Genomic DNA, 25,540 nt, shown 5'->3' with positions numbered 1-25,540 from the left:
CCCAATATCCTGATCATCATGGGCGACGACATCGGCTGGATGCAGCCGAGCATCTACCATCGCGGTCTGATGGTCGGCGAGACGCCGAACATCGATCGCATCGGCAACGAAGGCGCGATCTTCATGGATTACTACGCCGAGCAGAGTTGCACGGCCGGCCGCAACGCTTTCTTCACCGGCATGCATCCACTGCGTACGGGAATGATACCTCCGCAACTTCCCGGTAGCCCCTCCTATCTGCGGCCGGGGACTCCCGCGCTTGCCAAATTCCTGATCGATCTCGGCTACAACACTGGCGAATTCGGCAAGAATCATCTTGGCGATCACACGGATGCACTGCCGACAGCGCACGGCTTCCAGGAATTCTGGGGTTACCTCTACCACCTCGATGCAATGCAGGGGGTGAGCTTCCCCGACATCAACAAGACACCAACCCAGCAAACAATCGTTCCGCCGTGCAAGAACACGCCTATTCCAGGTCTTGCCGAAGTCCCCGGCGCGGTGGACCCGAAGGTGACGACTTGCCTGACGCCGCCACGTCCAGTGCTCGCATGCAAGTCTTCCGATGGAACGGCCAGGAACCAGACCTGTACGGACGAGGGCCCGCTAACGCTGGAGCGCTCGAAGACGGTGGACGAGGAAATCTCGGCCAAGGTCGTTGATTTCCTCGATCGCAACGATCCCAAGAAAACCAACAAGCCCTTCTTCGCCTGGTACAACCCGGCGCGCATGCACATCACGACTGTGTTCTCACCGCAATATGAAGCCATGCTTGGCGAACGCGGTGGCAAGGATTGGGGCATCAACGAAGTCGGCATGAAGCAGATGGACGACAACATCGGCGTCGTCCTCAAGAAACTCGCCGACATGGGCCAGCTCGACAACACCATTGTGGCGTTCACCACCGACAACGGCGCCGAGGTGATTACCTTCCCGGATGGCGGCGTCACGCCGTTCAAGGGCGGCAAGCTGACCACTTGGGAAGGCGGCATGCGCGCTCCGCTGGTAGTGCGCTGGCCGGCCGGCGGCATCAAGCCGGGCACGGTCAAGAACCAGATGTTTGCAGCGCTGGATTGGCTGCCCACGCTGGTCGAACTCGCCGGCGGACCGAAGGGCAATGCCTTGAACGAGCGCATCATGACCGGCAGCTATCCGGGCATCGTCAAGACCAAGCTCGATGGTTTCAGCCAGGCTGATTATCTCACCGGCAAGTCGGAGAAATCGGCGCGTGACACCTTCTTCTACTACACCGGCGCGCAACCCTCGGCGGTGCGGTACAAGAACTGGAAGCTCTACTACACCATGGTCGGCGCCGGCCCGATGGACGGGCTGGTAGGGGCGACCACCTACCACTGGACCCAGATCGCCAACATCAAGCGCGATCCGTTCGAATATACTGTGGGTACCGATCAAAAGAGCCTCGCGGGTCTGAGCGGCGCGCTTGCTGGTGCCAGCACGGCGTATCTCTACGACTGGAATATCCTGCCGATTGGTCAGCTGCTCTGGCTGAAGGAACTTGAATCCTTCAAGGAGTTCCCACCGATGCAGGATCCTGCGAGCTACAACCTCGATCAGGTTCTGGCGGCTCTCAAGAAGAACGCTAACCGGTCTAACTAACAGGCTGAAGCAAACTCGACGGGCGCGTTGCCGTTGCGCCCGTTGATGATTTCGGCCCGGCGTGCACAGCCGACGGAAGCTGCGGCGCGTCACATATGGATTCTGCCACGCGATAAAAAACGAGGGCCAAGAATCATGAGCATTTTCAAACGCGCATGCCTAGGTCTGGTTACCTCTGTCGCCACGGCGGCTGCATTGGTCACGCCGCTTTCCGCTCAACAACAAAAGCCCAATATCCTCGTCATCATGGCCGATGACATTGGGTACTGGAACATCAGCGCCTATAATCGCGGGATGATGGGCTACCGCACGCCCAACATCGACCGCATTGCGAACGAAGGCGCAATATTCACTGATTACTATGGGCAACAGTCTTGCACCGCCGGACGCTCGGCTTTTATCACCGGGCAAAGTCCCTTGCGCACCGGGCTGCTCAAAGTAGGTCTGCCCGCGGCAAAGGAAGGCCTTTCCGCCAAAGATCCTACCATAGCTGAACTGTTGAAGCCGCAAGGCTACGCGACAGGGCAGTTCGGCAAGAACCATCTTGGCGATCGCAACGAGTTCCTGCCCACAGTGCACGGCTTCGACGAGTTCTTCGGCAACCTCTATCATTTGAATGCCGAAGACGAACCGGAGCATCCGGACTATCCCAAAAATCCCGCGTTCAGAGCACAGTTTGGTCCGCGCGGCGTCATGAAATGTACGGCGACGGCTACCGACACACCGGGCGACGATCCGCGCTTCGGTCCCTGGGGCAAGCAAAAGTGCGAGGATACCGGGCCGCTAACGAAGAAGCGAATGGAGACGATCGACGAGGAATTCCTCGGTGCTTCGACTGATTTCATCGAACGCGCGAATCGAGACAAGAAGCCTTTCTTCGTGTGGTTCAACCCAAGCCGGATGCATATCTGGACTCGTCTCAAAGCGGAATCTCAGGGAAAAACAGGCCTCGGCATCTATCCTGACGGCATGGTGGAGCATGACGGGCAGGTCGGGCAGATTCTAAAGAAGCTCGACGACCTCGGCATCGCCAACAACACGATCGTCATCTACACGACCGACAACGGGGCCGAGACATTCTCGTGGCCCGATGGCGGAACCACGCCATTCAAGGGCGAGAAGAACACCAACTGGGAAGGCGGCTATCGCGTCCCCGCAATGGTTCGCTGGCCCGGACTGGTGCCGGCACGGACCGAAATCAACGACGTGTTTTCGGCGGAGGACTGGGCGACGACGCTGGTCGCGGCGGCGGGCGAGCCCGACATCAAGACAAAGCTGTTGGTGGGCTACGATGCCGCTGGAAAGAACTTCAAGGTCCACCTCGACGGGTACGACCAGCGCGACCTTCTCGCCCGCAAGGGCGCCAATAAGCGCCGCGAATTTTTCTACTGGACCGACGACGGCAACCTGGCCGGGCTTCGCTACGACCAATGGAAGGCCGTCTTCCTGGAACAGAAGGCGCACGGGCTCGACGTGTGGGCGCAGCCGATGATTCAACTTCGGCTGCCGTCGCTGTTTAACCTCCGATCCGACCCGTTCGAGCGGGCTCAGCATGAATCCGGCGACTACGTCAGGTGGTTCATCGAGCACGCCTTTGTGCTGCTCCCCGCTCAGGCGGTCGTGGGACAGCATCTCATGAGTTTCCAGCAGTTTCCGCCGAGGCAAAGACCTGGTTCATTCTCCGTCGAACAGGCGATGGAAAAGCTAAGGAATCCACCCTCCAGCAATTGAATTCAGCATCATTCCGATTGGAAGCGAATAGCGAAAATTCAAGGAGTCCACCATGACCATCAAGAGTCGAACTGCCTGCATGATTATCGCCCTCCTGCTCTGCGGGGGTGCACCTGTGCTGGCTCAGACCACGGCTTCGACGCCGCAGCACGAGCCGCTGCAAAAGACGATCGGCCAGGCCAAGCCGGAGATTGTGCCGTCCTTGATCGTAATGAACGCCCGCGGCGCCAGCCTGCAGGGCGGGAAGCTGACACTCACCGGCGTGGCGCCCAACTCGATCGTTTTCGCGGACCGCCCGGTGCGGGCGGCAGGGCATTCGCTCACGACCGAGCTGCTGGCGGAATGGTCGCCGAGCAATGACAGCGCTGACAGCTTTACCAGGGATCCGCCGAACGCCACGGTCTCGATGCTCGGCACGGACGGGTCGAAAATCCGCGATGCCGTCGTGGTGCTGAAGACGGCGAAGCTCGAGGGCGACCGGCTGACCTTCGATGTCGATGTGCTCGAAGGCGATCTTTCCGGCGGCGACGGGCCGGCGGCGCTCTTCATCGACCGCTTCGGCTTCGGCGGCTTCCACGGCGGCGGCATGGGCGGCTTCCACGCCGGCGGCTTCCGCGGCGGCTTCGACCGCGTGGGGACGGTCGGTATCGGTCGCGTCGGTGTTGACCGCGTCGGCGCAGCCGGCGTCTGGCGTCGCCCCTACGTCGCTCGCGGTGCCTGGTATCGCGGGGGCTACGGTGCTGCAGCGGTCGGTGCGGCCGCGGTGGGAGGGGCTGCGCTGGGTGCGGCCGCAGCCAGCACCTATCCCTACTGCGGCTATTATCCCTATCCGCCTTGTTACTGAGGACTGCGCAGAACTAACGATTGAAAAATTGGCACGAATCTTCAGCTGAAAGGGATCAGCCATGAAACCAATCCTGCGTTTTCCGCCCCTTGACCGCCGCGTCCTCCTCTCGTCGCTGGCGATGCTACCCTTGCTCTCTTCCTCGCTCCGCTCCACCTCCGCGCTGGCACAGGCACAGCGCGATCCACTCCCGTCCTGGAACGAGGGCGCGACCAAGGCCTCGATCCTCGACTTTGTCGCCCGCGTCACAACGCAAGGCGGGCCCTTCTTCGTCCCGGTCGAGCAACGCATCGCGACCTTCGACAATGACGGTACGCTCTGGATCGAGCAGCCGATGTATATCCAATTGGCCTTCGCACTCGACCGTGTGAAGGCCATGGCGCCCATGCATCCGGACTGGAAGACCAAGCAGCCGTTCGCGGCGGTGCTGGACGGCGACCTGAAGGCGCTTGCGGCTTCAGGCGAAAAGGGATTGGTCGAAATCATCGCCGTGACGCATGCCGGCATGACCACGGCGGAGTTCGAGAAGATCGTCACCGACTGGCTCGCGACCGCACGCGATCACCGCTTCAAGCGGCCCTATACCGAACTGGTCTACCAGCCGATGCTCGAACTGCTCGCTTACCTCCGGGCCAATGGCTTCAAGACCTTCATCGCGTCAGGCGGCGGCATCGAATTCATGCGGCCCTGGACCGAGCGGATCTACGGAATACCTCCGGAGCAGGTGATCGGATCGTCCATCAAGACGCGATTTGAGATGAAGGACGGCGCGCCAACACTTTTCCGGCTGCCCGAAGTCAACTTCATCGACGACAAGGCGGGAAAGCCGATCGGCATCAACGAGCACATCGGCCGCCGTCCGATCGCGGCCTTCGGCAACTCCGACGGCGATCTCGAAATGCTGCAATGGGCGACGCTCGGCGCCAGTGGCGCGCGATTCGGCCTGATCGTCCATCACACCGATGCAGAGCGCGAATATGCCTACGACCGCCAGTCGCATTTCGGCAAGCTCGACGTGGCGCTCGACGCCGCAGCGGTGAACAGGTGGACCGTGGTTGACATGAAGAAGGATTGGAAACGCATCTTTGGCTTCGAATGACGTTTGACCCCAAAAAATGACAAGCTGACTGCAGGTGCGCGCACTGGCGTCTTAGCGAAGACCGCGCGAGAATTACGCGCTATCGACGGCTGACCTGTGCAGCAACAGCAAAAGCCCAGCATCCTTGTATCATGGGCGATGACATCGGCGATTACTGGACATCAGCGCCTACAATCGTGGCATGATCGGCCACCGGACGCCCTATATCCCCGGGCTGGACCTTTCTGGCCTTGGCGGAGCCGGAGGGATTCGAACCCTCGATAGGGCTTTACAACCCTATAACGGTTTAGCAAACCGCCGCCTTCAGCCTCTCGGCCACAGCTCCGTAAGCGCGGATATGCCTGACGCGAGGGCCAGCCGCAAGCGGCAGATTCAAATTACGCCGAGGCCATTTAGAGGCACTGGCGCTTCGCGCGTCCGTGGTGCTGTCGCAGCCGGCGTTCGAGGCTTGGCGCGGCAGGAACGCAGATCCACAGCCCATCGGCCACGCGGCTGGCGCAATCATCGCGTCGCGGCCCTCGTCGGACATCCTGGCGTGCCAGCTCCGAATGCCTCGAAATGAAACGCCCATCGCGCGAACGTGATTCGACGTCGCTTGTATGCGATTCGGTTCCGGTTGAGCGGATTGCATGCGTCATGCGCTAGTATTGGGTTCGATGCAATCTTAGGGTGCAATTCAACCGCGGAGGAGGGGTGCTTTCGCGTGCTCTGGCCGCGCTCAGCGTCGCTGACGACGAGATGCGGCAGCTTGAGCCTTTCATTTATCGGTGCCAGACAGGTTTCGCCTTTCGGTCGCCGGCCCGGCCAAGGGGGCTCCGCAGATGACTCTATTATATGTGTGATGTCGGGGATGGAATCGGCGAAATTGCCGGTTCGATTCGATGCCCGCAAAAGCGTTTCTGTGGGGAGAGGGCGGTTGCTGCGGTGCCCACCGCAGTTTTCGGTTGTCAAATGGGGCTATTCGAAAAGATGAAGTAAAATCAACAGGTTGCAAGTAAAGTTCAATCACAAACGCGTGTTATTTGTGCAACACCCTTTGGAAAAGGGGCGGAGCCAAGCCGTTCGAAGCGGTTCCTTTGTTGCTTGTGCAGGAGTCCTCGGTAATTGTGATCGGGCGACGGAGGGGGGCATCCCGAGGTCGTCCCGTTTTAGGTGGTTCGCTTAAGTCCCTCGCGTTCATGCGGGAGTGTCCGAAGGCGCGAAGCGACTAAGCGGGTTTCAGGGGACAAGGGAACCAACCTTAGGGTGTTTCACCCAGCGGATCCGGAACCTTCCCTACAGAGCAACTTGGAGGTTTAGCATGAAGATGGTTAAGAGCCTTATTCTCGGCTCAGCGGCGGCGCTCGTCGCTATGGGCGGAGCACAGGCGGCCGATCTTCCCGTCAAGGCCAAAGCGGTCGAGTACGTGAGGATCTGCTCCCTGTATGGCGCGGGATTCTGGTATATCCCGGGCACCGATACCTGCATCAAGCTGGGTGGTTATCTGCGCGTTGACACTACGTTCAACGGCGGCATCTACGGTCAGCCGTTCTATAATGGCGATAACGGCCAGGGCAATCGCTACCGCGATTACTTCAACTCCCGTTCCCGTATGGCGCTGACGGTTGATACCCGCACCGCCACCGAATACGGCGTTGTCCGCACCTTCGGTCAGGCCGACTTCCAGTTCCAGAACTTCGGAAGCTCCAACCCGGGTCTTGCGGTCGGATCGCAGTCTGGCGGCCTGAATAGCGCGCTGCTGTCCACCGCTGGTGGCGGCTACGTCGCGGTTGAAATGGTGTTCATCCAGTTCGCTGGTTTCACCTTCGGTAAGTCGGCCTCGGCCTACGCGACGCCTTGGAACGGTTATCCGGGCAACAACAACTCGTTCCTGATGGGCGGTCCGGACTACGTCACCGGCGTCAACAACATCCAGTACACCGCCCAGTTCGGCAACGGCGTGTCGGCCACCATCGGTCTCGATGATCCGACCGTGTTCAGCCGTACCGTCGTCGGCAACCTTTCGGTCGGCCTCCCGGCTACCGGTAGTGGCGTGCCCGCCAACGCCTATGGCGGCATCCAGGCTCCTGATATCGTCGGCAACATCCGCGTCGACCAGGCTTGGGGTCTGTTCCAGATTTCGGGCGCGTTGCATAACGTGAACGCTTCCTACAACGTGCTGACTGCTGCGACTGCTGCTCCGAACAACCTGTCCGAGATCAGCGGCCACCCTGACAGCAAGTGGGGCGGAGCGGTGACGGCTGCGTTGCAGATCAAGAACCTCCCGACGGGTGCTGGCGACGACTTCAAGATCGACGCTACCTATTCCAAGGGTATGACGAAGGCCGTGATCTCGACCTCCGGCGGTACGCCGCAGTTCCTGATGTTCGGCGGCAGCAGCTTTCCGGGTGCTTACCAGAGCTTCGGCTTCGGTGTCTCAACTGACGCCATCTACTCGGGTGGGTTCGGTGGCGGTGCCACCCAGGGCCTAATTCTGACGAACGCTTGGGGTGTCCGTGGTGCGTTCAACCACAACTGGGATCCCTACTGGTCGACCAGCCTTTGGGGAAGCTACGCCGCGGTTCGGTACGATGGCGACACGCTTGATCCGTTTTCCGCCGCGGGTGCCTATTGCGCCGCCTTTACCGCTGCAACTGGTGGCTTGGCTACCAAATCAGCGGACTATAGCTGTAACCCAGACTTCAACATTGCTCAGGTCGGTTTGATCACGCGCTGGACTCCTGTCAAGAACTTGACGTTCTCGGCTGAAGTCGGTGCGTTCTTCCTCGACCAGAAGTTCACGGGTGCGAGCTTTATTGCTGCAGCGCCGGCTCCCAAGCCCGCCGCGGTCTATGAGTTCCGGGACCAGAGCACTGTGTTCCTGAACGTTCGCGCTCAGCGTAACTTCTGATCCCGAAAGACTTGGAACACTCGGAGAACCCTCGGCAGGCAACTGCCGGGGGTTTTTCTTTGTCCGAGCGGAAACCCGGACGGAGTTGTCCGCTGTGCCAGCTCAGGCGTCCGAGGTCGGCCCGAGCGGTGGAAGTGAATTCAATGACGGGTGTTGACCGGCAACGCTGTCCGCAGCCGCTTGGCACAAAGGCGCCGTTCCACGCGGGGCGCGACAGGGCGGGCATTGATGGGAGTGGGCAGGCCGGCGCCTTTATTGGACGCTGGCGCCCCGATGCAGGTCAGCTTCGATCTGAAGCTTGGTCCCGCCGCCGAACCGCGTTCGGTAGACCTGCAGATTCTCCATGATCCGCTGTACATAGTTGCGCGTCTCGGAGAATGGAATCAGTTCGACCCAATCGACGGCGTCGACCTTGGGATCGCGCGGGTCACCGTAGCGCTCGATCCATTTCTTCACGCTGCCGCGACCGGCGTTATAGCCGGCGAAAGTCAGGATGTAGGAGCCGCGGTAGTCCTCCAGCAGCCCGCCGAGTTCGGCTGCGCCGAGCGTCGCGTTATAGACCGAATCGGTCTTCATTCGCTGAAGGTCGAAGCTGACGCCGGCGCGCTTGCAGACATAGCGCCCCGCGTCCGGCGTCACCTGCATCAGTCCGTAAGCCTGGGCCGGCGAGACGACCGCCGGATTGAATGCGCTTTCCTGCCGCGCGATCGAGTAGATGACGCTGGGCTCCACCTCGGGACCGAGCTGCTTGAACGACGGAATGCCCATGACGGGATAGGCGTAGTGGTCGAATGGCAGGCCGCGGTTGAGCGCGGCCTTGCCGAGCAGCAGCATGCCGCGGGCGTCATGATAGCGCGCGGTGAGTTCGCCGAGGCCCGCCACCGCATCGGGATCGCCGTTCTCGCCCATGTCGCCGAAAATCGGGATCGCAAGCTCGCGCTCGTCGAGTTCATAGAGCAACTGCACGGCGCGGACGATCTCCAGCCGCTCGGACCCGCGGCCGCGTGGGACGCCGTTCAAATCGAGCTGCGGCAGGCCGAGCTTGGCGCGCGCCAGTTGGCCGTAATAGCTGGTCGATTGCTCGGCGGCGCGGCCGTACGCCGCGCGGGCCTCCTGCGCGCGGCCCGCGGCTTCCGCCGCGCGGCCCTGCCAATAGCCGGCGCGCGCGAGCGCGGTTGGATTCGCGCTGCCGACGCCGATGCGCGCGAAGTGCTGGGCGGCGACCGCCGGATCTTTCAGGAACCGCAGTGCAATCCAGCCTGCGGTGAATTCCTGCTCGGTCTTGTAGATGTCGCGCGTCGGCAGCGCTGCATCCCGCGCGATCAGATACGCGCTGCGATACTCGCCGGCATCAATCATCTTGCGCGCCAGCAGGCGCCGCTCGATCCACCATTCGTTGAGATTGTGCAGGCGGTTTGGGTCTTTCGGCGCGCTCAGCATGAGCTGCGCAGCCTCGTTGAACTTTTCTTCGCGGCGAAGCAGCTGGATCCTTGCGAAGACGTAGCCGGTCTCTCCGTGCAGTTCCTGCGGTACCGCCTCGAGCAGCGCCCTGAGGTTGGAAGCCTTCTTGTTGGCCGCGATCCGGGCTTTCGCGAGCGCCACATGGCCGGAGCCGAGCCGTTTGGCGGCGCGCATGCCACCGGCCTCCTGCTCGGTGCCGTAAAGCAGCGAATCCATCCGGGTCTTGTGGTCGCCCGCCGTCAGCAGCGGGCCGAACATGTCGAGCGCCGCGCTCTCGGTGTCTTCCGACATGCCGTCGTGACGCCAGGCCTCGCGGACCAGCCGCTCGGCATTGGCGCGATCGCCGCGCGCGATCATCGCCTTGGCCAGCGCGAGCTTGCCCTTGGCCGAGATCGGCGACTGGTTTTCGAACCACGACCACACCGTGGCGTCGTCGCGGCGGTCGTCCCACAGCGCGGCCTCGATGCGTCGGCGCATGAAAATCTGCGACGGCCAGCTCGGATTGGCTGAAATAAACGCGCGGTAGCGCTCGACCGATGCGTTGTTGTTGTCGCTGCGCAGGATCAGCCATTCCGCGAGCTTGCGCGCGACCGGATCCGAAATCGTCGCTTGCGCCTGCGTTGCATCGCCAGGCTTCTGCTTGCGCACGAGCTCAATGACGTTTTCCAGCGCGTCCTTGTCGGCCTGCGATGTCGACGTCGTCGCGGCTACTGCCGGGGCCACCTGCTTGCGCGGAGGCGGCACAGCGGCATGCTGGCGCGTTGCAGGTGCCAGCACAGGCGGCGGCGGGGCTGGCGCTGCGGGCGCAGGGGCGGTTGCCGCAGTGTGAGCGCTGGGCGCGCTGACGTTCGCAGTCGACTTGGGAACGACATTGCGGGCGATCGGTCGCGGCTTCGGCAGGGGAACTTTTGGCTTGGCCCAGGCTTCCAGGGGAAAAGCAGTCAGCCCAACGGCCAGCGCAAGGCCCGTGGCCAGTGCGGTCGATCGCAATGCGGCGGCGCGGATGGAAGGGATCACGGCTTTCCTCTGCGGCGGCGAATCATTCAGTCGCTCGAGCCTTAGATCTATTTGATGGAATATGTGGACAAAATGCTAAAACGTGACGGCTGGGACTGTTTGCGCCATCACCGCGGCAAAATCGCGGCTATGGCCATTTTCGCAGGGGACAGGCCGGGCCGCGGCAAGAAAGCGCGTCGGAACAAAGCGCTAGCGCCATACGGCACAGCCCTTTCGCCTGATCACCAGACCCGATATGAATTGAAATCCAGTTTCGGTAGAGCCGTTTCTTAAGCGTTTGGAGGATGTCCATGGCAGCCAAGACAAAGTTCCGGGGGTCGTTCACCGCCTTGGTCACGCCATTCAAGAACGGCTCGGTCGACGAGGCCGCCTTCCGCGATCTGGTGAGCTGGCAGATTGCCGAGGGCACCCATGGCCTGGTGCCCGTCGGCACCACCGGCGAAAGCCCCACCTTGAGCCATGACGAGCACAAGCGCGTCGTCGAATGGTGCATCGACGAGGCCAAGGGCCGGGTGCCCGTCATCGCGGGCGCAGGCTCCAACTCGACCAAGGAAGCCGTCGAGCTCGCCGAGCACGCCGAGAAGGCAGGCGCGGACGCGGTGCTGGTAGTGACGCCGTACTACAACAAGCCGACCCAGGAAGGCATGTACCAGCACTTCAAGGCGATCAACGATGCGATCGGGATTCCGATCATCATCTACAATATCCCGGGACGTTCGGTGATCGACATGTCGGTCGAGACCATGACGCGGCTGTTCGAACTGAAGAACATTGCCGGCGTGAAGGATGCCACCGCCAGCATGGTGCGGGTGTCGCAGCAGCGCGCGGCGATGGGCGAGGACTTCAACCAATTGTCGGGCGAGGATGCCACGATCCTCGGCTACATGGCGCATGGCGGCCATGGCTGCATTTCGGTCACCTCAAACGTCGCGCCGCGGCTCTGCTCGGAATTCCACGCCGCATGGCAGAAGGGCGATCACGCTACCGCGCTCAAGCTGCATGACAAGCTCATGCCGCTGCACAACAACCTCTTCATCGAAAGCAATCCGGCGCCGGTGAAGTACGCACTGTCGTTGCTCGGCAAGATCGACGAGAAGCTGCGGCTGCCGATGGTGCCGGTATCCGAGCCGACCCGGGCCGCCGTACGCAGCGCCATGGTCCATGCCGGCCTGATCAACTAAGCCAACGGCTGACCTCGCGCGGCGAACGAAGAGGGGAAGCCAACATGCTGAAGGAATTCCGCGAATTCGCGATGAAGGGCAATGTCGTCGACCTCGCCGTCGGCGTCATCATCGGTGCGGCCTTTGGCGGGATTGTGACTTCGCTCGTCGGCGATGTGATCATGCCGATGATTGGCGCGATCACGGGCGGTCTCGATTTCTCCAACTATTTCACGCCACTGTCCAAGGCGGTCACTGCCAACAATTTGGCTGATGCCAAAAAGCAGGGCGCGGTGTTGGCTTGGGGCAATTTCCTGACGCTGACGCTGAACTTCCTCATCATCGCCTTTGTGTTGTTTATCGTTATCCGGCTCATGAACCAGTTGAAGCGCAAGGAAGAGGCGGCGCCAGCGCCGAAGCTGACCAAGCAGGAAGAACTGCTGACCGAGATCCGCGATCTCCTCAAGAAGGGCTAACGTGGCTGACAAGAACGAGCGCCCGATCAAGGTCGTCGCCGAAAACCGCAAGGCCCGGTTCAACTACGCGATCGACGACACCATCGAGGCCGGCATTGCGTTGACCGGCACGGAGGTGAAATCGATCCGTAATGGCAAGACCACCATCGCGGAATCCTATGCGGATTCCAAGAACGGCGAGATCTGGCTGATCAACGCCAATATTCCGGAATATCTGCAGGCCAATCGCTTCAACCATGAGCCGAAGCGACCACGCAAGCTGCTGCTGCACCGGAAGCAGATCAACAGACTGATGGGCGCGGTCGATCGCGAAGGCATGACGCTGATTCCGCTAAAACTCTATTTCAACGAACGCGGCCGCGCCAAACTGCTGCTGGCGATCGCCAAGGGCAAGAAGCTGCACGACAAGCGCGAGAGCGCAAAGAAACGCGACTGGGGCCGGGAAAAAGGTCGCCTGATGCGGGCGAGGGGATAGAGAGGTTTATCCGTCATTGCGAGCGCAGCGAAGCAATCCATTGTGCTGCAAGGAAGTGTGGATTGCTTCGCTGCGCTCGCAATGACGGCTGATGGAGAATGGTGTCCATGAACCAGAAAAACCTTCTCGAAGTCGACTGGAGCAAGATTCCGGCGCCGATGGACGACGGCACGGCGGCCCATCTCGTCGGCATGACGATCCCGGAGGTCTCGCTGCTCGCCACCGACGACAGTTCGGTGACGCTGTCGGCGCTTTTGGGCCGCACCGTGGTGTTCGCCTATCCCCGCACCGGCGAGCCCGGCAAGATCAGCCTGGTCGACGATTGGGACATGATCCCCGGCGCGCGCGGCTGCACGCCGCAAACCTGCTCGTTCCGCGATCTGTTTGCCGAGTTGAAGGCGGCCGGCGTCAAGCACGTGTTCGGCCTGTCGACCCAGGACAATGGCTACCAGACCGAAATGGCGTCGCGGCTGCATCTGCCGTTTCCGGTGCTGTCCGACGAGAAGCTGAAACTGACCCGTGCGTTGAACCTGCCGACCATGGAGGTGGCGGGGCTGACGCTGATCAAGCGGCTGGCGCTGATCGTCGATGACGGACGCATCACCCACGTCTTCTATCCGGTGTTCCCGCCGGACCGGAACGCCGCCGACGTGCTGGCGTGGCTGCAAGATAATCCGGCGTAACCGTCATTGCGAGCGAAGCGAAGCAATCCATACCTCAACGTGAGGATAGATGGATTGCTTCGTCGCTTGCGCTCCTCGCAATGACGCTCAGTTATCCAGATCCTTCCGCACGGTCGCAAACACATTGCGAAACATCTCCGGCGTCAGCACCCTCGTGTTCGTGTTGTAGCGCGAGCAGTGGTAGCTGTCGTAGAGCTTGATTTTGCCGGCCTTATGCACGGCGCCGTGCGAAAAGGGGGCGGCGGCACTGCGAAGGCTGAGCGCCTTGAGCGTCGAGTCATGTGCAATGCGGCCAAGCAGGACGACCGCGCGCAGCTTGGGCATTGTCGCAATTGTCGTCGCGAGAAATTGCCGGCAGGTGTTGATCTCGGCCGGCAACGGCTTGTTCTGCGGCGGCACGCAGCGCACCGCGTTGCTGATCCGGCAATCGACCAGCTTGAGGCCGTCGTCGGGCCGCGCCTGATAGACGCCCCTGGCAAAGCCGTATTCGAGCAAGGTGGCGTACAGGAGATCGCCGGCGTAGTCGCCGGTGAACGGGCGCCCGGTCCGGTTGGCGCCCTGCAGGCCCGGCGCCAGCCCAACAATCAACAGTTGCGCAGTGGCTTCGCCGAACGAAGCGACCGGCGAGTTGTGCCAATCGGGCTCGCGGGCACGCGCCTGGTTGCGAAATTCGGCGAGCCTCGGACAGAGCGGGCAGTTGCGATCGGGTTCGGCGGCGGCAGGGGCGGGAAGGCTAGCCATGTGTCCAAAGCGTTTCGAGCGAAAGCCAGCCACGGACCTGATCCGGGATGGAAACCGGTTCGCGTCAAATGCGCGCGGCAAACAAAAGCCCCGGTTCTGTTTTCAATCAGAACCGAGGCTCTAGCAGCGTATGGGCCTATTCTCAATCGTCGAAATCGTCATCCCCGGGCCGCGTCGCAACCGTGGTCGCGCGCTGCAGGAATTGCGGGGAGTGGTGGCGCGGCTCGCGCGGGGCAGGACGCTCGGAGGGGTCGCGGCCGAGTTTTGATTGCAGCTCGACGAGGTCGGTGAAGACGTCGGCCTGGCGACGCAGTTCGTCGGCGATCATCGGCGGCTGGCTCGAAATGGTCGACACTACCGTGACGCGAACACCCCGGCGTTGCACCGCTTCCACCAGCGAGCGGAAATCGCCATCGCCCGAGAACAGAACGATCTGGTCAACATGCTCGGCGAGTTCCATGGCATCGACGGCGAGTTCGATGTCCATATTGCCCTTCACCTTGCGCCGGCCGGAAGCGTCGATGAATTCCTTCGTTGCCTTGGTGACGACGGTGTAGCCGTTGTAGTCGAGCCAGTCGATCAGCGGGCGGATGGAGGAGTATTCCTGATCTTCGATGATCGCCGTGTAGTAGAATGCGCGCAACAGCGTCCCGCGGCTCTGAAATTCCTTGAGGAGGCGCTTGTAGTCGATGTCGAAGCCGAGCGTCTTTGCGGTTGCGTACAGGTTGGCGCCATCAATGAAGAGCGCAATCTTGTTGGAAGTCGGTGACATCAAATGGTTCTCACGTTGTTGTTAGCTTTTCTAGCGCAGCGGCCGTCGAGCGCGCGCACTTTCCAGTTCTGTTGCCTAAAGTTCGGTGAATCGTGCCCCACGACAGTCACCACTGCAATTATGGTGAGGCGAGGGCGAAAAACCTATACTTTTGACAGTGCAATGAAGAGATTTACTTGTCCTGTGCAGCAACCTTGCCGCGTCTACGGCAACCTCGCCGCGTCCTGGACGCTCCGGCCATTCTGGCCCCGAAGCTGGGGTATCAGAGCCCATTAGGAAGGCAAATCACAAATTTAGTCTTGCGAAACCGCCCCCGCCGCTATAACTAGCCCCCAATACCGACATATTTGGCCCCAGATAACGGAGCGACAGTCTATGGCGCGCGTCACCGTGGAAGATTGCATTGATAAGGTCGACAACCGGTTCGACCTGGTGTTGCTGGCGGCACATCGCGCCCGGATGATTTCATCCGGATCGCAACTCACGGTTGATAGGGACAACGACAAGAACCCGGTCGTTTCGCTGCGGGAAATCGCCGATTCCACGATTTCCCCGGAAGACCTGCGCGAGGAACTGGTTCATTCGCTGCAGAAATTCGTCGAGGTCGACGAGCCTGAGCCCGATACCGTGCCTTTGATCGGCTCGGCCGGCGCCAGCGTCGATGCCGACGACACCGAGGTCGCGGTCGAGCGCATGACCGAGGAAGAGCTGCTCAAGGGTCTGGAAGGCTTGGCGCCGCCGGAAGAGCAGCCCGAAGAAGACGAGTAATCCGGAACATTCCGGTCGTCCCGAACTCCCCGATCTGTCGAAGGCCCGGACATTCGTCCGGGCCTTTGCTTTTGTTGACATTTTTGCGGTTACAATGCGTCCTTGGCGGGTGCGGTGGAAACCGGCTGACCTAGGCCAGCCGGCTGGCCGCCGGGGTGGGCGTTGGATGGCCGCTGGCCCAAGCGAAATTGAACCGTTTCGCGGCCCGGGCGGCGTGCATCGCCGTCCGAAAACGCATTAGATACGCTAAGAGCGGGACCCGTCGGGTCTGGTGGAAGAAGGCAGTGATGTAATGGCGTATTGGCGCCGCAGCTCAAGGCAGATGCAGGCCGCAACCGGTGGGGTCGCGGTCGCCCCGACATCGCCGGTGGCGGAGAAGCCGAAATCGCCGCGCTCGCGCATGATGCGCCAATATGACCTGGTCGAGCGCGTCCGCTCGTACAACCCTGATACCAACGAAGACCTGCTCAACCGCGCCTACGTCTACGCCATGAAGGCGCACGGCACCCAGACGCGCGCGTCCGGCGATCCCTATTTCTCGCATCCGCTCGAGGTCGCGGCGATCCTGACTAACCTCAAGCTCGACGACGCCACCATCGTGGCGGCGCTGCTGCACGACACTATCGAGGATACCGAGGCGACGCGGGCCGAGATCGACAACATCTTCGGCCACGAGATCGGCGCGCTGGTGGAGGGGCTCACCAAGCTGAAGCGGCTGGAGCTGGTCTCGCGGGAAGCCAAGCAGGCCGAGAACCTGCGCAAGCTCCTGCTCGCGATCGCCGACGACGTCCGCGTGCTCCTGATCAAGCTCGCCGATCGCCTGCACAACATGCGCACGCTGGAATTCGTGCCGCACGCCTCGCGCCGCCGCATCGCTGAGGAGACGCTCGACATCTATGCGCCGCTCGCCGGTCGCATGGGTATGCACGAGATGCGCGAGGAGCTGGAAGATCTGTCCTTCCACGTGCTCGATCCCGAAGCGTATGCAGTAGTGAAGCAGCGGCTCGACGCGCTCGCCGACCGCAACCGCAATCTGATCGGCGAGATCGAAAGCCAGCTTTCCAAGAACCTGCAGAAGAACGGGATCATCGCGCGCGTCTATGGCCGGCGCAAGCAACCGTTCTCGATCTGGACCAAGATGGAGCGCAAGTCGATCGGCTTTGAGCAATTGTCCGACATCTACGGCTTCCGCATTATCCTGAGCGAAATCGAAGACTGCTACGCCGCGCTCGGCGTGGTGCACACCACCTGGCCCGTGGTGCCGGGTCGCTTCAAGGACTACATCTCGACGCCGAAGCAGAACGACTACCGCTCGCTCCACACCACCGTGATCGGTCCCGGCAACCAGCGCGTCGAATTGCAGATCCGCACCGAGGAGATGAATCAGATCGCGGAATTCGGCATCGCCGCGCATGCCTTCTACAAGGAGGGCGCAGGCTCGCCGACCGAGCGGCTCAAGCACGAATCCAACGCCTTTGCCTGGCTCCGTCACACCGTCGGCATCCTCTCCGAAAGCGCCAATCCGGAAGAGTTTCTGGAGCACACCAAGCTGGAGCTGTTCCACGACCAGGTGTTCTGCTTCACCCCGAAGGGCAAGCTGATCGCGCTGCCGCGTCAGGCGAACGTGATCGACTTCGCTTATGCCGTGCATACCGACGTCGGCAATTCGGCCGTCGGCTGCAAGATCAACGGCAAGTTCGCGCCGCTGTCGTCCGAACTGCAGAACGGCGACGAGGTCGAGGTCCTGACCTCGAAGGCGCAGTCGGCGCCGCCGTCGGCCTGGGAATCGCTTGCGATCACCGGCAAGGCGCGCGCGGCGATCCGGCGCGCGACCCGGACCGCGGTGCGCGACCAATATGCCGGCCTCGGCCGCCGCATCGTCGATCGCCTGTTCGCGCGCGCCAAGATCGAATATGCCGACGACAAGCTGACGGGCGCATTGCCGCGGCTGGCCCGCACCTCGATCGAGGACGTGATGGCTTCCGTCGGACGCGGCGAGCTGAAGGCTTCCGACGTCGCCCGCGCCATGTATCCGGACTACAAGGAAGAACGGCTGGTAAAGTACGGGGCCAAGAAGAGCCTCGCCGTGAAATTGAAGCTGAAGTCGGAGCCGCACCCGGCGCGCTCTACTTCTGTGATTCCGGTACGCGGCATCAATTCGGATTTGCCGGTGAAGTTTGCGCCAAACGGCGGCGCCGTGCCGGGCGACCGCATCGTCGGCATCGTCACGCCGGGTGAGGGGATCACCATCTATCCGATCCAGTCGCCGGCGCTGAAGGATTTCGAGGAGGAGCCGGAGCGCTGGCTCGACGTGCGCTGGGATATCGACGAGACCATGCCGCAGCGCTTCCCGGCGCGGATACTCGTGCACAACGTCAACGAGCCCGGCAGCCTCGCCCAGGTCGCCACCGTGATCGCCGAGCATGACGGCAATATCGACAATATCAGCATGTCGCGCCGCTCGCCCGATTTCACCGAGCTGACCATCGATCTCGAGGTCTATGACCTCAAGCATCTCAGTGCAATTATCGCACAATTGCGCGCCAAGGCCGTCGTCGCCAAGGTTGAGCGGGTCAACGGGTAGACCGTATTGTCGTTGCCGGACTTGACCCGGCAATCCATCCTTCTCAAGTAAATGGATGCGCAGGGTCACGCCCGCGCATGACACGTGCTATCCTTTTTGCCTGCAAGCAAATCTGCGAGACCGCAATGCCCGTTCCTCCGCTCCGCCTCGGCGTCAATGTCGACCACGTCGCAACCCTTCGCAACGCGCGGGGCGGCGAGCGGCCGGATCCGGTGCGGGCCGCGCTCGCCGCGATCGAGGCCGGCGCCGACGGCATCACCGCGCATCTGCGCGAGGACCGCCGTCATATCCGCGACAGCGACATGGCGCGCCTGAAGGCCGAGATTTCGAAGCCGCTGAATTTCGAGATGGCGGCGACCGAGGACATGCTGCGGATTTCGCTCGCCACAAAACCCCATGCCGTTTGCCTGGTGCCGGAGCGGCGCGAAGAACTCACCACCGAGGGCGGGCTCGACGTGGTCGGCCAGCACAATGCGCTGGCGCCGTTCATCGCCCGGCTGAATGACGCCGGCATCCGGGTGTCGCTGTTCATCGCCGCCGACCCCCGGCAGATCGAGATGGCGGCAAAGTTGCGCGCGCCGGTTATTGAGATCCATACCGGCGGGTGGTGCGATGCCGTGGTCGACGGCCATGCGGCAAAGGCCGAAGCGGAATGGCAGCGAATCGTCAAGGGGGCCGCTTTGGGCCGCGCCGCGGGGCTGGAGGTCCATGCCGGCCACGGGCTCGACTACCAGACCGCCGAGACGATTTCCGCGCTGCCCGAGATCGCCGAACTCAACATCGGCTATTTCATGATGGGGGAGGCGCTGTTCGTGGGCCTCGGCGAGACCGTGCGGCAAATGCGCGCCGCGATGGACCGTGGCCGCCAGAAGATTGCGGGCCGGCCATGATCATCGGCATCGGTTCCGACCTGGTCGACATCACCCGGGTTGCCAAGGTGATCGAGCGTCACGGCGACCGCTTCCTCGACCGCATCTTCACCGACGCCGAGCGCGCCAAAGCGGCGCGCCGGGCCAACAACGAAAAGATGGTGGTCGCGACCTACGCCAAGCGATTCGCCGCCAAGGAGGCCTGCTCCAAGGCGCTCGGCACCGGCATCCGACGCGGCGTTTGGTGGCGGGACATGGGGGTGGTCAACCTGCCCGGGGGCCGGCCGACCATGAAACTCACCGGCGGCGCGCTGGCCCGGCTGGAAGCGCTGACGCCGGAGGGGTTCGAGGCGCGGATCGATCTGTCGATCACCGATGACTGGCCGCTGGCGCAGGCCTTCGTCATAATTTCGGCGGTCACGCCCGGCAAATCATGAGCCGCGCAGGCGTTTGCGTCGGGGGAAGCGGAGCAAAACTAAAAATCATTGTTTTTCAATGGATTATGAAGTTTTGAGGCGGCACTTGATTGCGCCCCCACGAACAACCGTCTAAAACGCGCAGCAACTAGTTCGAGCCAGGGCCGATTCAGGTTAGCGCCGGAATTGGCCCTCAACTTCAGTATTGAGACCATTTTCCTGACGCGAACCAGGCGATTCGCGTGCGGAAAACGTTCTGCCACCGTGCGGGCCAGCGCTCGCGGGAATTGGGAAAGCGATGAGCGTGACCTCCAGCACAAAATCTGAAAGCGGCTTGGGCGAAACCATCCGCGTCGTCATCCATGCTCTCCTGATCGCGCTGGTGATCCGCACCTTCCTGTTCCAGCCGTTTAACATTCCCTCAGGGTCGATGAAGGCGACGCTGCTGGTCGGCGATTACCTGTTCGTCTCGAAATATTCCTACGGCTATAGCCACTACTCCATTCCGTTGTCGCCGCCTCTGTTCTCGGGGCGTATCTTCGGCTCCGAGCCGAACCGGGGCGACATCGTGGTGTTCCGCCTGCCGAAGGATGACTCCACCGACTACATCAAGCGGGTGATCGGCCTGCCGGGCGACCGCATCCAGATGCGGGAAGGGCTGCTCTACATCAACGACAAGCCGGTCAAGCGCGAGCGGCTTTCCGATTTCATCGGCGAAGACCCCTGCGGCTCCGACGCCACCGCGCGCGTCAAGCGCTGGAAGGAAACGCTGCCGAACGGCGTCAGCTATGAATCGCTCGATTGCGTCGACAACGGCTTCTACGACAACACCAGCGTCTACACCGTGCCCCCCGGCCACTTCTTCATGATGGGCGACAACCGCGACAACTCGACCGACAGCCGCGTGCTGTCGGCCGTCGGCTACGTGCCGTTCGAGAATATCGTCGGCCGGGCGCAGATGATCTTCTTCTCCATTGCCGAGGGCGAACACGCATGGATGTTCTGGCGTTGGCCGACCGCGGTGCGTTGGAATCGCCTATTCACAATCGTGCGATGAACGACGAGACCGCGACCATTCCCGACGCACCGGCCTCAGGCGAGGCGAGTCCGCCGGCGGATGCGCCGAGCGTCGCTACGCCGAAGAAGAAGCGCGGCAAGGCTGGGGCCAAGGCTGCGGCCGCTGCGATCGAGGGCCGCATCGGCTACAAGTTCTCCGATCCGGCGCTGCTGACGACGGCGTTCACGCATGTCTCCGCCCTGAAACCCGCGACCCGCCATCGCGCCGACAGCTATCAGCGGCTGGAATTCCTCGGCGATCACGTGCTCGGGCTGATCATCTCCGACATGCTGTATCGAGCCTATCCGCGGGCCGACGAGGGCGAATTGTCGAAGCGGCTCGCCGATCTCGTGCGCAAGGAGAGTTGCGCCGACGTCGCCAAGTCGCTCGGGCTGCTCGATGACATCAAGCTCGGCGCGGTCGGCGCGGGGGCCGGTGCGCGTCTGCGCAAATCGGTGCTCGGCGATATCTGCGAGGCGGTGATCGGGGCGATCTATCTCGACGGCGGCTATGCGGCGGCGTCGCAATTCGTCGAGCGAAACTGGCTGGAACGGATGCGCAAGCCGCGCCGGCCGCTGCGCGATCCCAAAACGGTGTTGCAGGAATGGGCCCAGAGCAAGGGCTTGCCGACGCCGGTCTACCGCGAGATCGAGCGCACCGGGCCGCATCACGACCCGCAATTCCGCGTTGCCGTCGATCTGCCGGGACTGGCGCCCGCGGAGGGCGTCGGCGGCTCCAAGCGCGCCGCCGAGAAGGTCGCCGCTTCCGTGATGATCCAACGCGAAGGCGTCGGTGGCGGCAGCAATGACAGTTGAACCCGCACCCGGCGCGTCCACCGAGACCCGCTGCGGCTTCGTCGCGCTGATCGGCGCCCCCAATGTCGGCAAGTCGACATTGGTCAACGCGCTGGTCGGCTCCAAAGTCACGATCGTCTCGCGCAAGGTGCAGACCACGCGCGCGCTGATACGCGGCATCGTGATCGAGGACAATGCGCAGATCATCCTGGTCGATACGCCCGGCATCTTCTCGCCGAAGCGGCGGCTCGACCGCGCCATGGTCTCCACCGCCTGGAGTGGCGCGCATGACGCCGATCTCGTCTGCGTGCTGCTCGACGCCAAGGCCGGAATCGACGAGGAAGCCGAGGCGATCCTGAGCAAGCTGGCAACGGTGCAGCATCCGAAAATCCTGGTCCTGAACAAGATCGACCTGATCCCGCGCGAAAAGTTGTTGGCGCTGGCGCAGGCCGCCAACGAGCGCATGAAGTTCGAGCACACTTTCATGATCTCGGCGCTGTCGGGCGACGGCGTCGATGACCTGCGCAAGACGCTGGCGAAGGGCGTGCCGGCGGGACCGTTTCACTACCCCGAGGACCAGATGTCGGATGCGCCGCTGCGGCACCTGGCAGCCGAAATCACCCGGGAAAAGATCTATCGCCAACTCCACCAGGAACTGCCGTATCAGTCGACCGTTGAGACCGACACCTGGACAGAGCGCAAGGACAAGTCGGTCCGGATCGAGCAGACGATCTTTGTCGAGCGCGAGAGCCAGCGCAAGATCGTGCTCGGCAAGGGCGGCGCCACCATCAAGTCGATCGGCGCGGAGTCGCGCAAGGAGATCGCGGAGATCCTGGGCGTACCCGTGCACCTGTTCCTGTTCGTCAAGGTGCGCGAGAACTGGGGCGACGACCCCGATCGCTACCGGGAAATGGGACTGGAATTCCCCAAGGAATGAGCAGGCAGCACGCCAGCCACAACGAAGAACAAGCCCGATGACCTTACCTCGCAACGTCGTGTGGTTTGAAGTCCTGCTGTATCTGTCGCTGACGCTGGACGCGATCTCGGTCGCGTTCCAGGACCGCACGCCGACGGCGAAGATGACGGAGCAGGTGATCAACACCAGAACGCTGATGGCGGCCGGCCTGATCCTGCTGCTGGCCTATTTCGTCCGGCTCGCCGCCGAACATCGCAAGAACTGGCCGCGCTGGGTCCTGGTGGCGGCCCTGGTGCTGTCGGTGATGTCGCTCGTGCAGATCATCGGCGAGAAGGGCATTCAGTTCGGTAGCGGCATCGAGGTGATCTCCTGCGCGCTGACCGCGGCCGGGCTCTATTTCTCCTTCACCGGCGACGCGGTTGGCTGGTTCAACGCATAGCTGTCCGGCGGCGTTGGTGACGGCGCAAGCCGCCGTACCCCCGGGTCCGGCTTCCTTATCGTCTCAGGCATGCCGTATTGTCGAGGGCTTCTTCGCTTCTTCCTGCTTGTCGCACTCCTGGACACGGCAGCGTTGCACACACCTGCGTGAGAGATTGAGAATTGCGGCGCTCCTGCGGCGTGCCTCCTCGGCGGTGGCGGTTGCCAGCCGCGACAGAAAGCGTGCAATCGTTTTGTGCTTCATCTCGGTCGGGATTGCCATCGCGGCCGCAACCACGTTGGAAATGAGGATCATGCCGATCGCGACGGTGCTTCCGCGATAGCCCAGAAGAAGCACTGCGTACATCAGCGTATGATGGATCAGATACAGCGTGAAGGAATAACCGGCGCAAAACCGGATTGCGGTGGCGACGCGAGGTGATCCGATGATGCGTGTGGCCTGCGAGGCCTGGACCAAAAAGAGGATGAAGATGGCGAGCGCCAAATAGGAGGTGAGCTTATATTCGCCGCCGGCGTGCGTCGACAGCAGATAATAGGCAAGGGCAACGACAGCCATCCCTGCCGCGGCCAGAGGATGTATCCTGATGCGCCGGCTGATGAAATAGACGTAGGCGCCCAGAAGCCATGCAATGAACAGTCCCTGGCCGACGCCGTCGGTCTGGAACGGATAGAAGATGTGGTGGGACGGCACTTGGCCGAACAGGATCGCGACCGGAACCAGCAGCGGAATCGTGGACGTCTTCATGCCCATGAAGAAGATGGCGGCGACAAAGAGGTAGATGTGCCACTCGATCGCCAGGGTCCAAAGCGGGCTCGCGGATCCAAACTGCCGCCACTGCGTAATGGAAAATTCGCTCAGGCTGCCGCGGTACCCTTCGAACATGGCAAGGTTCACCAGAAGCGTTCGCAGATCATAGGCAGCGGAGATCGAAGGATCGTTGACAAAGTGGAGGACGATGCCGTCGACGATGATCACCAGCGCCAGGGCCGGAATCAGGCCGGAATAGATGCGAGCCGTCCGCTCGATCAGGAATGTTCCAAAGCCATATGACGGGTTCTTCGAGCGCTCGACGAGGGTGTAGGTGATCAGGAATCCAGACAGAATGAAAAACAGCGCGACGCCGGCATTTTGGGGAAGAGGCCAGCGTTCATTGAATCCGCCTGCAAAAAAAATGACGGCGTGGCCGACGCAAACCATCTGGGCCGCGCCGGTGCGCAGCAGGTCAAGCATCAGGGACGTGTCGTTCTTTCTGGGGTCCAGACTGAGCATGGCCTGAACGTAGTTTCACTCGGGCATGACAGCCATTGAGAGTATCTTATACGTCAGCACACCTTACGCGAGCTCCCCTCGGGCGGCCTTTAGTGCAAGCAGCACGCCTTTCGGCAACCAAAGGCGCGAGCGCCTCCCGGCCAGGACTGATCGCGGTTGGCCGTCATGTGCGCGCGTAGAAAACAATCGACGCGCTCACGATGATGGCCCAGATGATGAAGCCGATGATGACGCCGAGCGCGGGAGACAGGGTCGTTCGTCCCTGAGGCGAGCGCGCGATCCGCAGTTCGTCCGTCCAGCCGACCTGGTGAGATTTTTGGGGAGTTCGACCGAAACTCTGCCGAGCGTAGCCGCGAATACCAGCGCGAGCCCCGTGAAATAGCAAACGGTTGGCAGGATTTCCGAGACCAGCCGGAACGCAAATTCGAGGATTCCGACGATCAGGCCACCAACAATGCTGGCCATCGCGATGGTCTTTTGTGTCTGAAAACTTCTGTGGCTGGCTTTATATGGCGCTATAGTTACGCCCATGGAATGGACCGACGAGGGCATCGTGCTTGGCGTGCGGCGGCATGGCGAATCCTCCGCCATCGTCGAGCTGTTGACCCGCGAACACGGCCGCCACCTTGGCCTCGTGCGCGGCGGCGCCGGATCGCGGATGCGGCCACTGCTGCAGCCCGGCAACAGCGTCACCGCGGTGTGGCGGGCGCGGCTCGACGAGCATCTCGGCACCTATGCCATCGAAGGCACGCGGCTGCGCGCGGCGACGCTGCTGGCATCCTCGCATGCGGTCTATGGCGTCACCCATCTGGCCTCGCTGGCGCGGCTGTTGCCGGAGCGCGACCCGCATGAGGACATCTACGAGATGCTCGACCGCACGCTGGACGATTTTGACGATGCCGGCGGCGCGGCGGCCCATCTGATCCGGTTCGAACTCGCGATGCTGGCCGAGCTCGGCTTCGGCCTCGACCTGGAAAACTGTGCGGCCACCGGCGAGACGACGGACCTGATCTACGTCTCGCCGAAATCCGGCGGCGCGGTGTCGCGCGCGGCCGGCGAGCCCTATCGGGACCGGCTATTGCGGCTGCCGGCCTTCCTGCGCGAAGGCGAGGGCGGCCCCAACAGCTGGTCGGATCAGGACCTGCAGGACGGGTTTCGGCTGACCGGCCTGTTCCTGCTCCGCCACGTGCTGGAGCCGCGCGGGCAGGGCCATTCCGATGCGAGGGACGGGTTCATCAACGCGGTGACCCGGCATCGGGCCCGAATCAGCTCGTCAGCTTGACGCGCCACCATCGGCGTCGTCCCTGCGAAAGCAGGGACCCATACGCCCGCGGCCCGTCAATTGGCCCTGCGGCCCCAGCCATTTTTCGCCACAAACGCCTGTGGTTATTGGTGCCTGCGTGCGTAAGGACGACAATCGCCCCCATTCGCATCTTGCTCGATTCAACCGAAAAGTTTAACG

At 62.2% G+C, this 25,540-nt stretch carries 22 protein-coding genes and 1 tRNA gene; 18 read left to right on the top strand and 5 right to left on the bottom strand.

What is annotated here, in order from left to right; all coding sequences use genetic code 11:
- Window positions 1–18 precede the first annotated feature (18 nt).
- The 4 genes from ACH79_RS35225 to ACH79_RS35210 all read left to right on the top strand — a co-directional run bounded on the left by ACH79_RS35225 (window position 19) and on the right by ACH79_RS35210 (window position 5,291).
- Entirely contained in the window at window positions 19–1,617 is a 1,599-nt protein-coding gene (locus ACH79_RS35225; protein WP_246738759.1) for an arylsulfatase, read from the top strand.
- A 135-nt stretch (window positions 1,618–1,752) separates the two neighbouring features.
- Entirely contained in the window at window positions 1,753–3,348 is a 1,596-nt protein-coding gene (locus ACH79_RS35220; protein WP_161856721.1) for an arylsulfatase, read from the top strand.
- A gap of 52 nt (window positions 3,349–3,400) precedes the next feature.
- The gene (locus tag ACH79_RS35215) at window positions 3,401–4,192 is read left to right on the top strand and encodes a hypothetical protein (RefSeq protein ID WP_246738252.1); all 792 of its coding nucleotides are present in this window, start codon (window positions 3,401–3,403) and stop codon (window positions 4,190–4,192) included.
- 121 nt (window positions 4,193–4,313) lie between these two features.
- The gene (locus ACH79_RS35210; protein WP_371419484.1) at window positions 4,314–5,291 is read left to right on the top strand and encodes an HAD family hydrolase; all 978 of its coding nucleotides are present in this window, start codon (window positions 4,314–4,316) and stop codon (window positions 5,289–5,291) included.
- Window positions 5,292–5,522: 231 nt separating this feature from the next.
- On the opposite strand, the gene ACH79_RS35205 is transcribed toward ACH79_RS35210, so the two are convergent.
- Window positions 5,523–5,616 (bottom strand) — tRNA-Ser (locus ACH79_RS35205).
- A gap of 975 nt (window positions 5,617–6,591) precedes the next feature.
- Between ACH79_RS35205 and ACH79_RS35200 the strand changes: the two genes are divergently transcribed.
- A complete protein-coding gene (locus ACH79_RS35200; protein WP_161855042.1) occupies window positions 6,592–8,181 on the top strand; it encodes a porin in 1,590 nt (529 codons plus the stop codon).
- A gap of 252 nt (window positions 8,182–8,433) precedes the next feature.
- Here ACH79_RS35200 and ACH79_RS35195 read toward each other — a convergent pair whose 3' ends face one another.
- Window positions 8,434–10,659 carry a lytic transglycosylase domain-containing protein gene (locus ACH79_RS35195; protein ID WP_371419313.1) on the bottom strand — a complete coding sequence of 742 codons (2,226 nt, stop codon included), beginning with the start codon at window positions 10,657–10,659 and terminating at the stop codon, window positions 8,434–8,436.
- 290 nt (window positions 10,660–10,949) lie between these two features.
- On the opposite strand from ACH79_RS35195, the gene dapA reads away from it, so the two are divergent.
- The 4 genes from dapA to ACH79_RS35175 all read left to right on the top strand — a co-directional run bounded on the left by dapA (window position 10,950) and on the right by ACH79_RS35175 (window position 13,453).
- A complete protein-coding gene (gene dapA / locus ACH79_RS35190) occupies window positions 10,950–11,840 on the top strand; it encodes a 4-hydroxy-tetrahydrodipicolinate synthase (RefSeq protein ID WP_161855041.1) in 891 nt (296 codons plus the stop codon).
- A gap of 44 nt (window positions 11,841–11,884) precedes the next feature.
- Entirely contained in the window at window positions 11,885–12,295 is a 411-nt protein-coding gene (gene mscL / locus ACH79_RS35185; RefSeq protein WP_161855040.1) for a large conductance mechanosensitive channel protein MscL, read from the top strand.
- 1 nt (window position 12,296) lies between these two features.
- Window positions 12,297–12,770, top strand: coding sequence for an SsrA-binding protein SmpB (gene smpB, locus ACH79_RS35180; RefSeq protein WP_161855039.1), 474 nt, complete (start codon window positions 12,297–12,299; stop codon window positions 12,768–12,770).
- A 107-nt stretch (window positions 12,771–12,877) separates the two neighbouring features.
- A complete protein-coding gene (locus tag ACH79_RS35175; RefSeq protein ID WP_161855038.1) occupies window positions 12,878–13,453 on the top strand; it encodes a peroxiredoxin in 576 nt (191 codons plus the stop codon).
- Between the two features lie 87 nt (window positions 13,454–13,540).
- Here the strand turns inward: ACH79_RS35175 and ACH79_RS35170 are convergent, their stop codons facing one another.
- Window positions 13,541–14,194, bottom strand: coding sequence for a uracil-DNA glycosylase (locus ACH79_RS35170; RefSeq protein ID WP_161855037.1), 654 nt, complete (start codon window positions 14,192–14,194; stop codon window positions 13,541–13,543).
- 142 nt (window positions 14,195–14,336) lie between these two features.
- On the bottom strand, window positions 14,337–14,966 hold the full coding sequence (locus ACH79_RS35165; protein ID WP_161855036.1) for an NYN domain-containing protein: 630 nt from the start codon (window positions 14,964–14,966) through the stop codon (window positions 14,337–14,339).
- Window positions 14,967–15,341: 375 nt separating this feature from the next.
- Between ACH79_RS35165 and rpoZ the strand changes: the two genes are divergently transcribed.
- The 8 genes from rpoZ to ACH79_RS35125 all read left to right on the top strand — a co-directional run bounded on the left by rpoZ (window position 15,342) and on the right by ACH79_RS35125 (window position 22,809).
- The gene (rpoZ, locus tag ACH79_RS35160; RefSeq protein WP_024512695.1) at window positions 15,342–15,734 is read left to right on the top strand and encodes a DNA-directed RNA polymerase subunit omega; all 393 of its coding nucleotides are present in this window, start codon (window positions 15,342–15,344) and stop codon (window positions 15,732–15,734) included.
- Between the two features lie 292 nt (window positions 15,735–16,026).
- Window positions 16,027–18,318 carry a bifunctional (p)ppGpp synthetase/guanosine-3',5'-bis(diphosphate) 3'-pyrophosphohydrolase gene (locus tag ACH79_RS35155; RefSeq protein WP_161855035.1) on the top strand — a complete coding sequence of 764 codons (2,292 nt, stop codon included), beginning with the start codon at window positions 16,027–16,029 and terminating at the stop codon, window positions 18,316–18,318.
- 125 nt (window positions 18,319–18,443) lie between these two features.
- Window positions 18,444–19,208, top strand: coding sequence for a pyridoxine 5'-phosphate synthase (locus ACH79_RS35150; RefSeq protein WP_161855034.1), 765 nt, complete (start codon window positions 18,444–18,446; stop codon window positions 19,206–19,208).
- Window positions 19,205–19,624 (top strand): holo-ACP synthase, encoded by a 420-nt coding sequence (gene acpS, locus ACH79_RS35145; RefSeq protein WP_057858925.1) that lies wholly within the window; start codon window positions 19,205–19,207, stop codon window positions 19,622–19,624. Before ACH79_RS35150 ends, acpS begins: the two co-directional genes overlap by 4 nt.
- 277 nt (window positions 19,625–19,901) lie before the next feature.
- Window positions 19,902–20,660, top strand: coding sequence for a signal peptidase I (gene lepB, locus ACH79_RS35140; protein WP_057858924.1), 759 nt, complete (start codon window positions 19,902–19,904; stop codon window positions 20,658–20,660).
- Window positions 20,657–21,475 (top strand): ribonuclease III, encoded by an 819-nt coding sequence (rnc, locus tag ACH79_RS35135; RefSeq protein ID WP_161855033.1) that lies wholly within the window; start codon window positions 20,657–20,659, stop codon window positions 21,473–21,475. Before lepB ends, rnc begins: the two co-directional genes overlap by 4 nt.
- Window positions 21,465–22,391: a GTPase Era gene (era, locus tag ACH79_RS35130; RefSeq protein ID WP_161855032.1), complete on the top strand. Its 927-nt coding sequence runs from the start codon at window positions 21,465–21,467 to the stop codon at window positions 22,389–22,391. The genes rnc and era overlap by 11 nt, the downstream gene beginning before the upstream one ends.
- Window positions 22,392–22,428: 37 nt before the next feature.
- Window positions 22,429–22,809, top strand: coding sequence for a hypothetical protein (locus tag ACH79_RS35125; RefSeq protein ID WP_161855031.1), 381 nt, complete (start codon window positions 22,429–22,431; stop codon window positions 22,807–22,809).
- Between the two features lie 63 nt (window positions 22,810–22,872).
- Here ACH79_RS35125 and ACH79_RS35120 read toward each other — a convergent pair whose 3' ends face one another.
- Window positions 22,873–24,039, bottom strand: a complete 1,167-nt coding sequence (locus ACH79_RS35120) for an acyltransferase (protein ID WP_161855030.1) — start codon at window positions 24,037–24,039, stop codon at window positions 22,873–22,875.
- Between the two features lie 568 nt (window positions 24,040–24,607).
- On the opposite strand from ACH79_RS35120, the gene recO reads away from it, so the two are divergent.
- Window positions 24,608–25,360, top strand: a complete 753-nt coding sequence (recO, locus tag ACH79_RS35115) for a DNA repair protein RecO (protein WP_161855029.1) — start codon at window positions 24,608–24,610, stop codon at window positions 25,358–25,360.
- Window positions 25,361–25,540 lie beyond the last annotated feature (180 nt).

The organism is Bradyrhizobium sp. CCBAU 051011 (assembly GCF_009930815.1).
In the GTDB taxonomy this organism is placed as follows: Bacteria; Pseudomonadota; Alphaproteobacteria; order Rhizobiales; family Xanthobacteraceae; genus Bradyrhizobium.
Note: the sequence above shows the minus strand (reverse complement) of the source record. Positions and strands in the feature narration are given on the sequence as shown.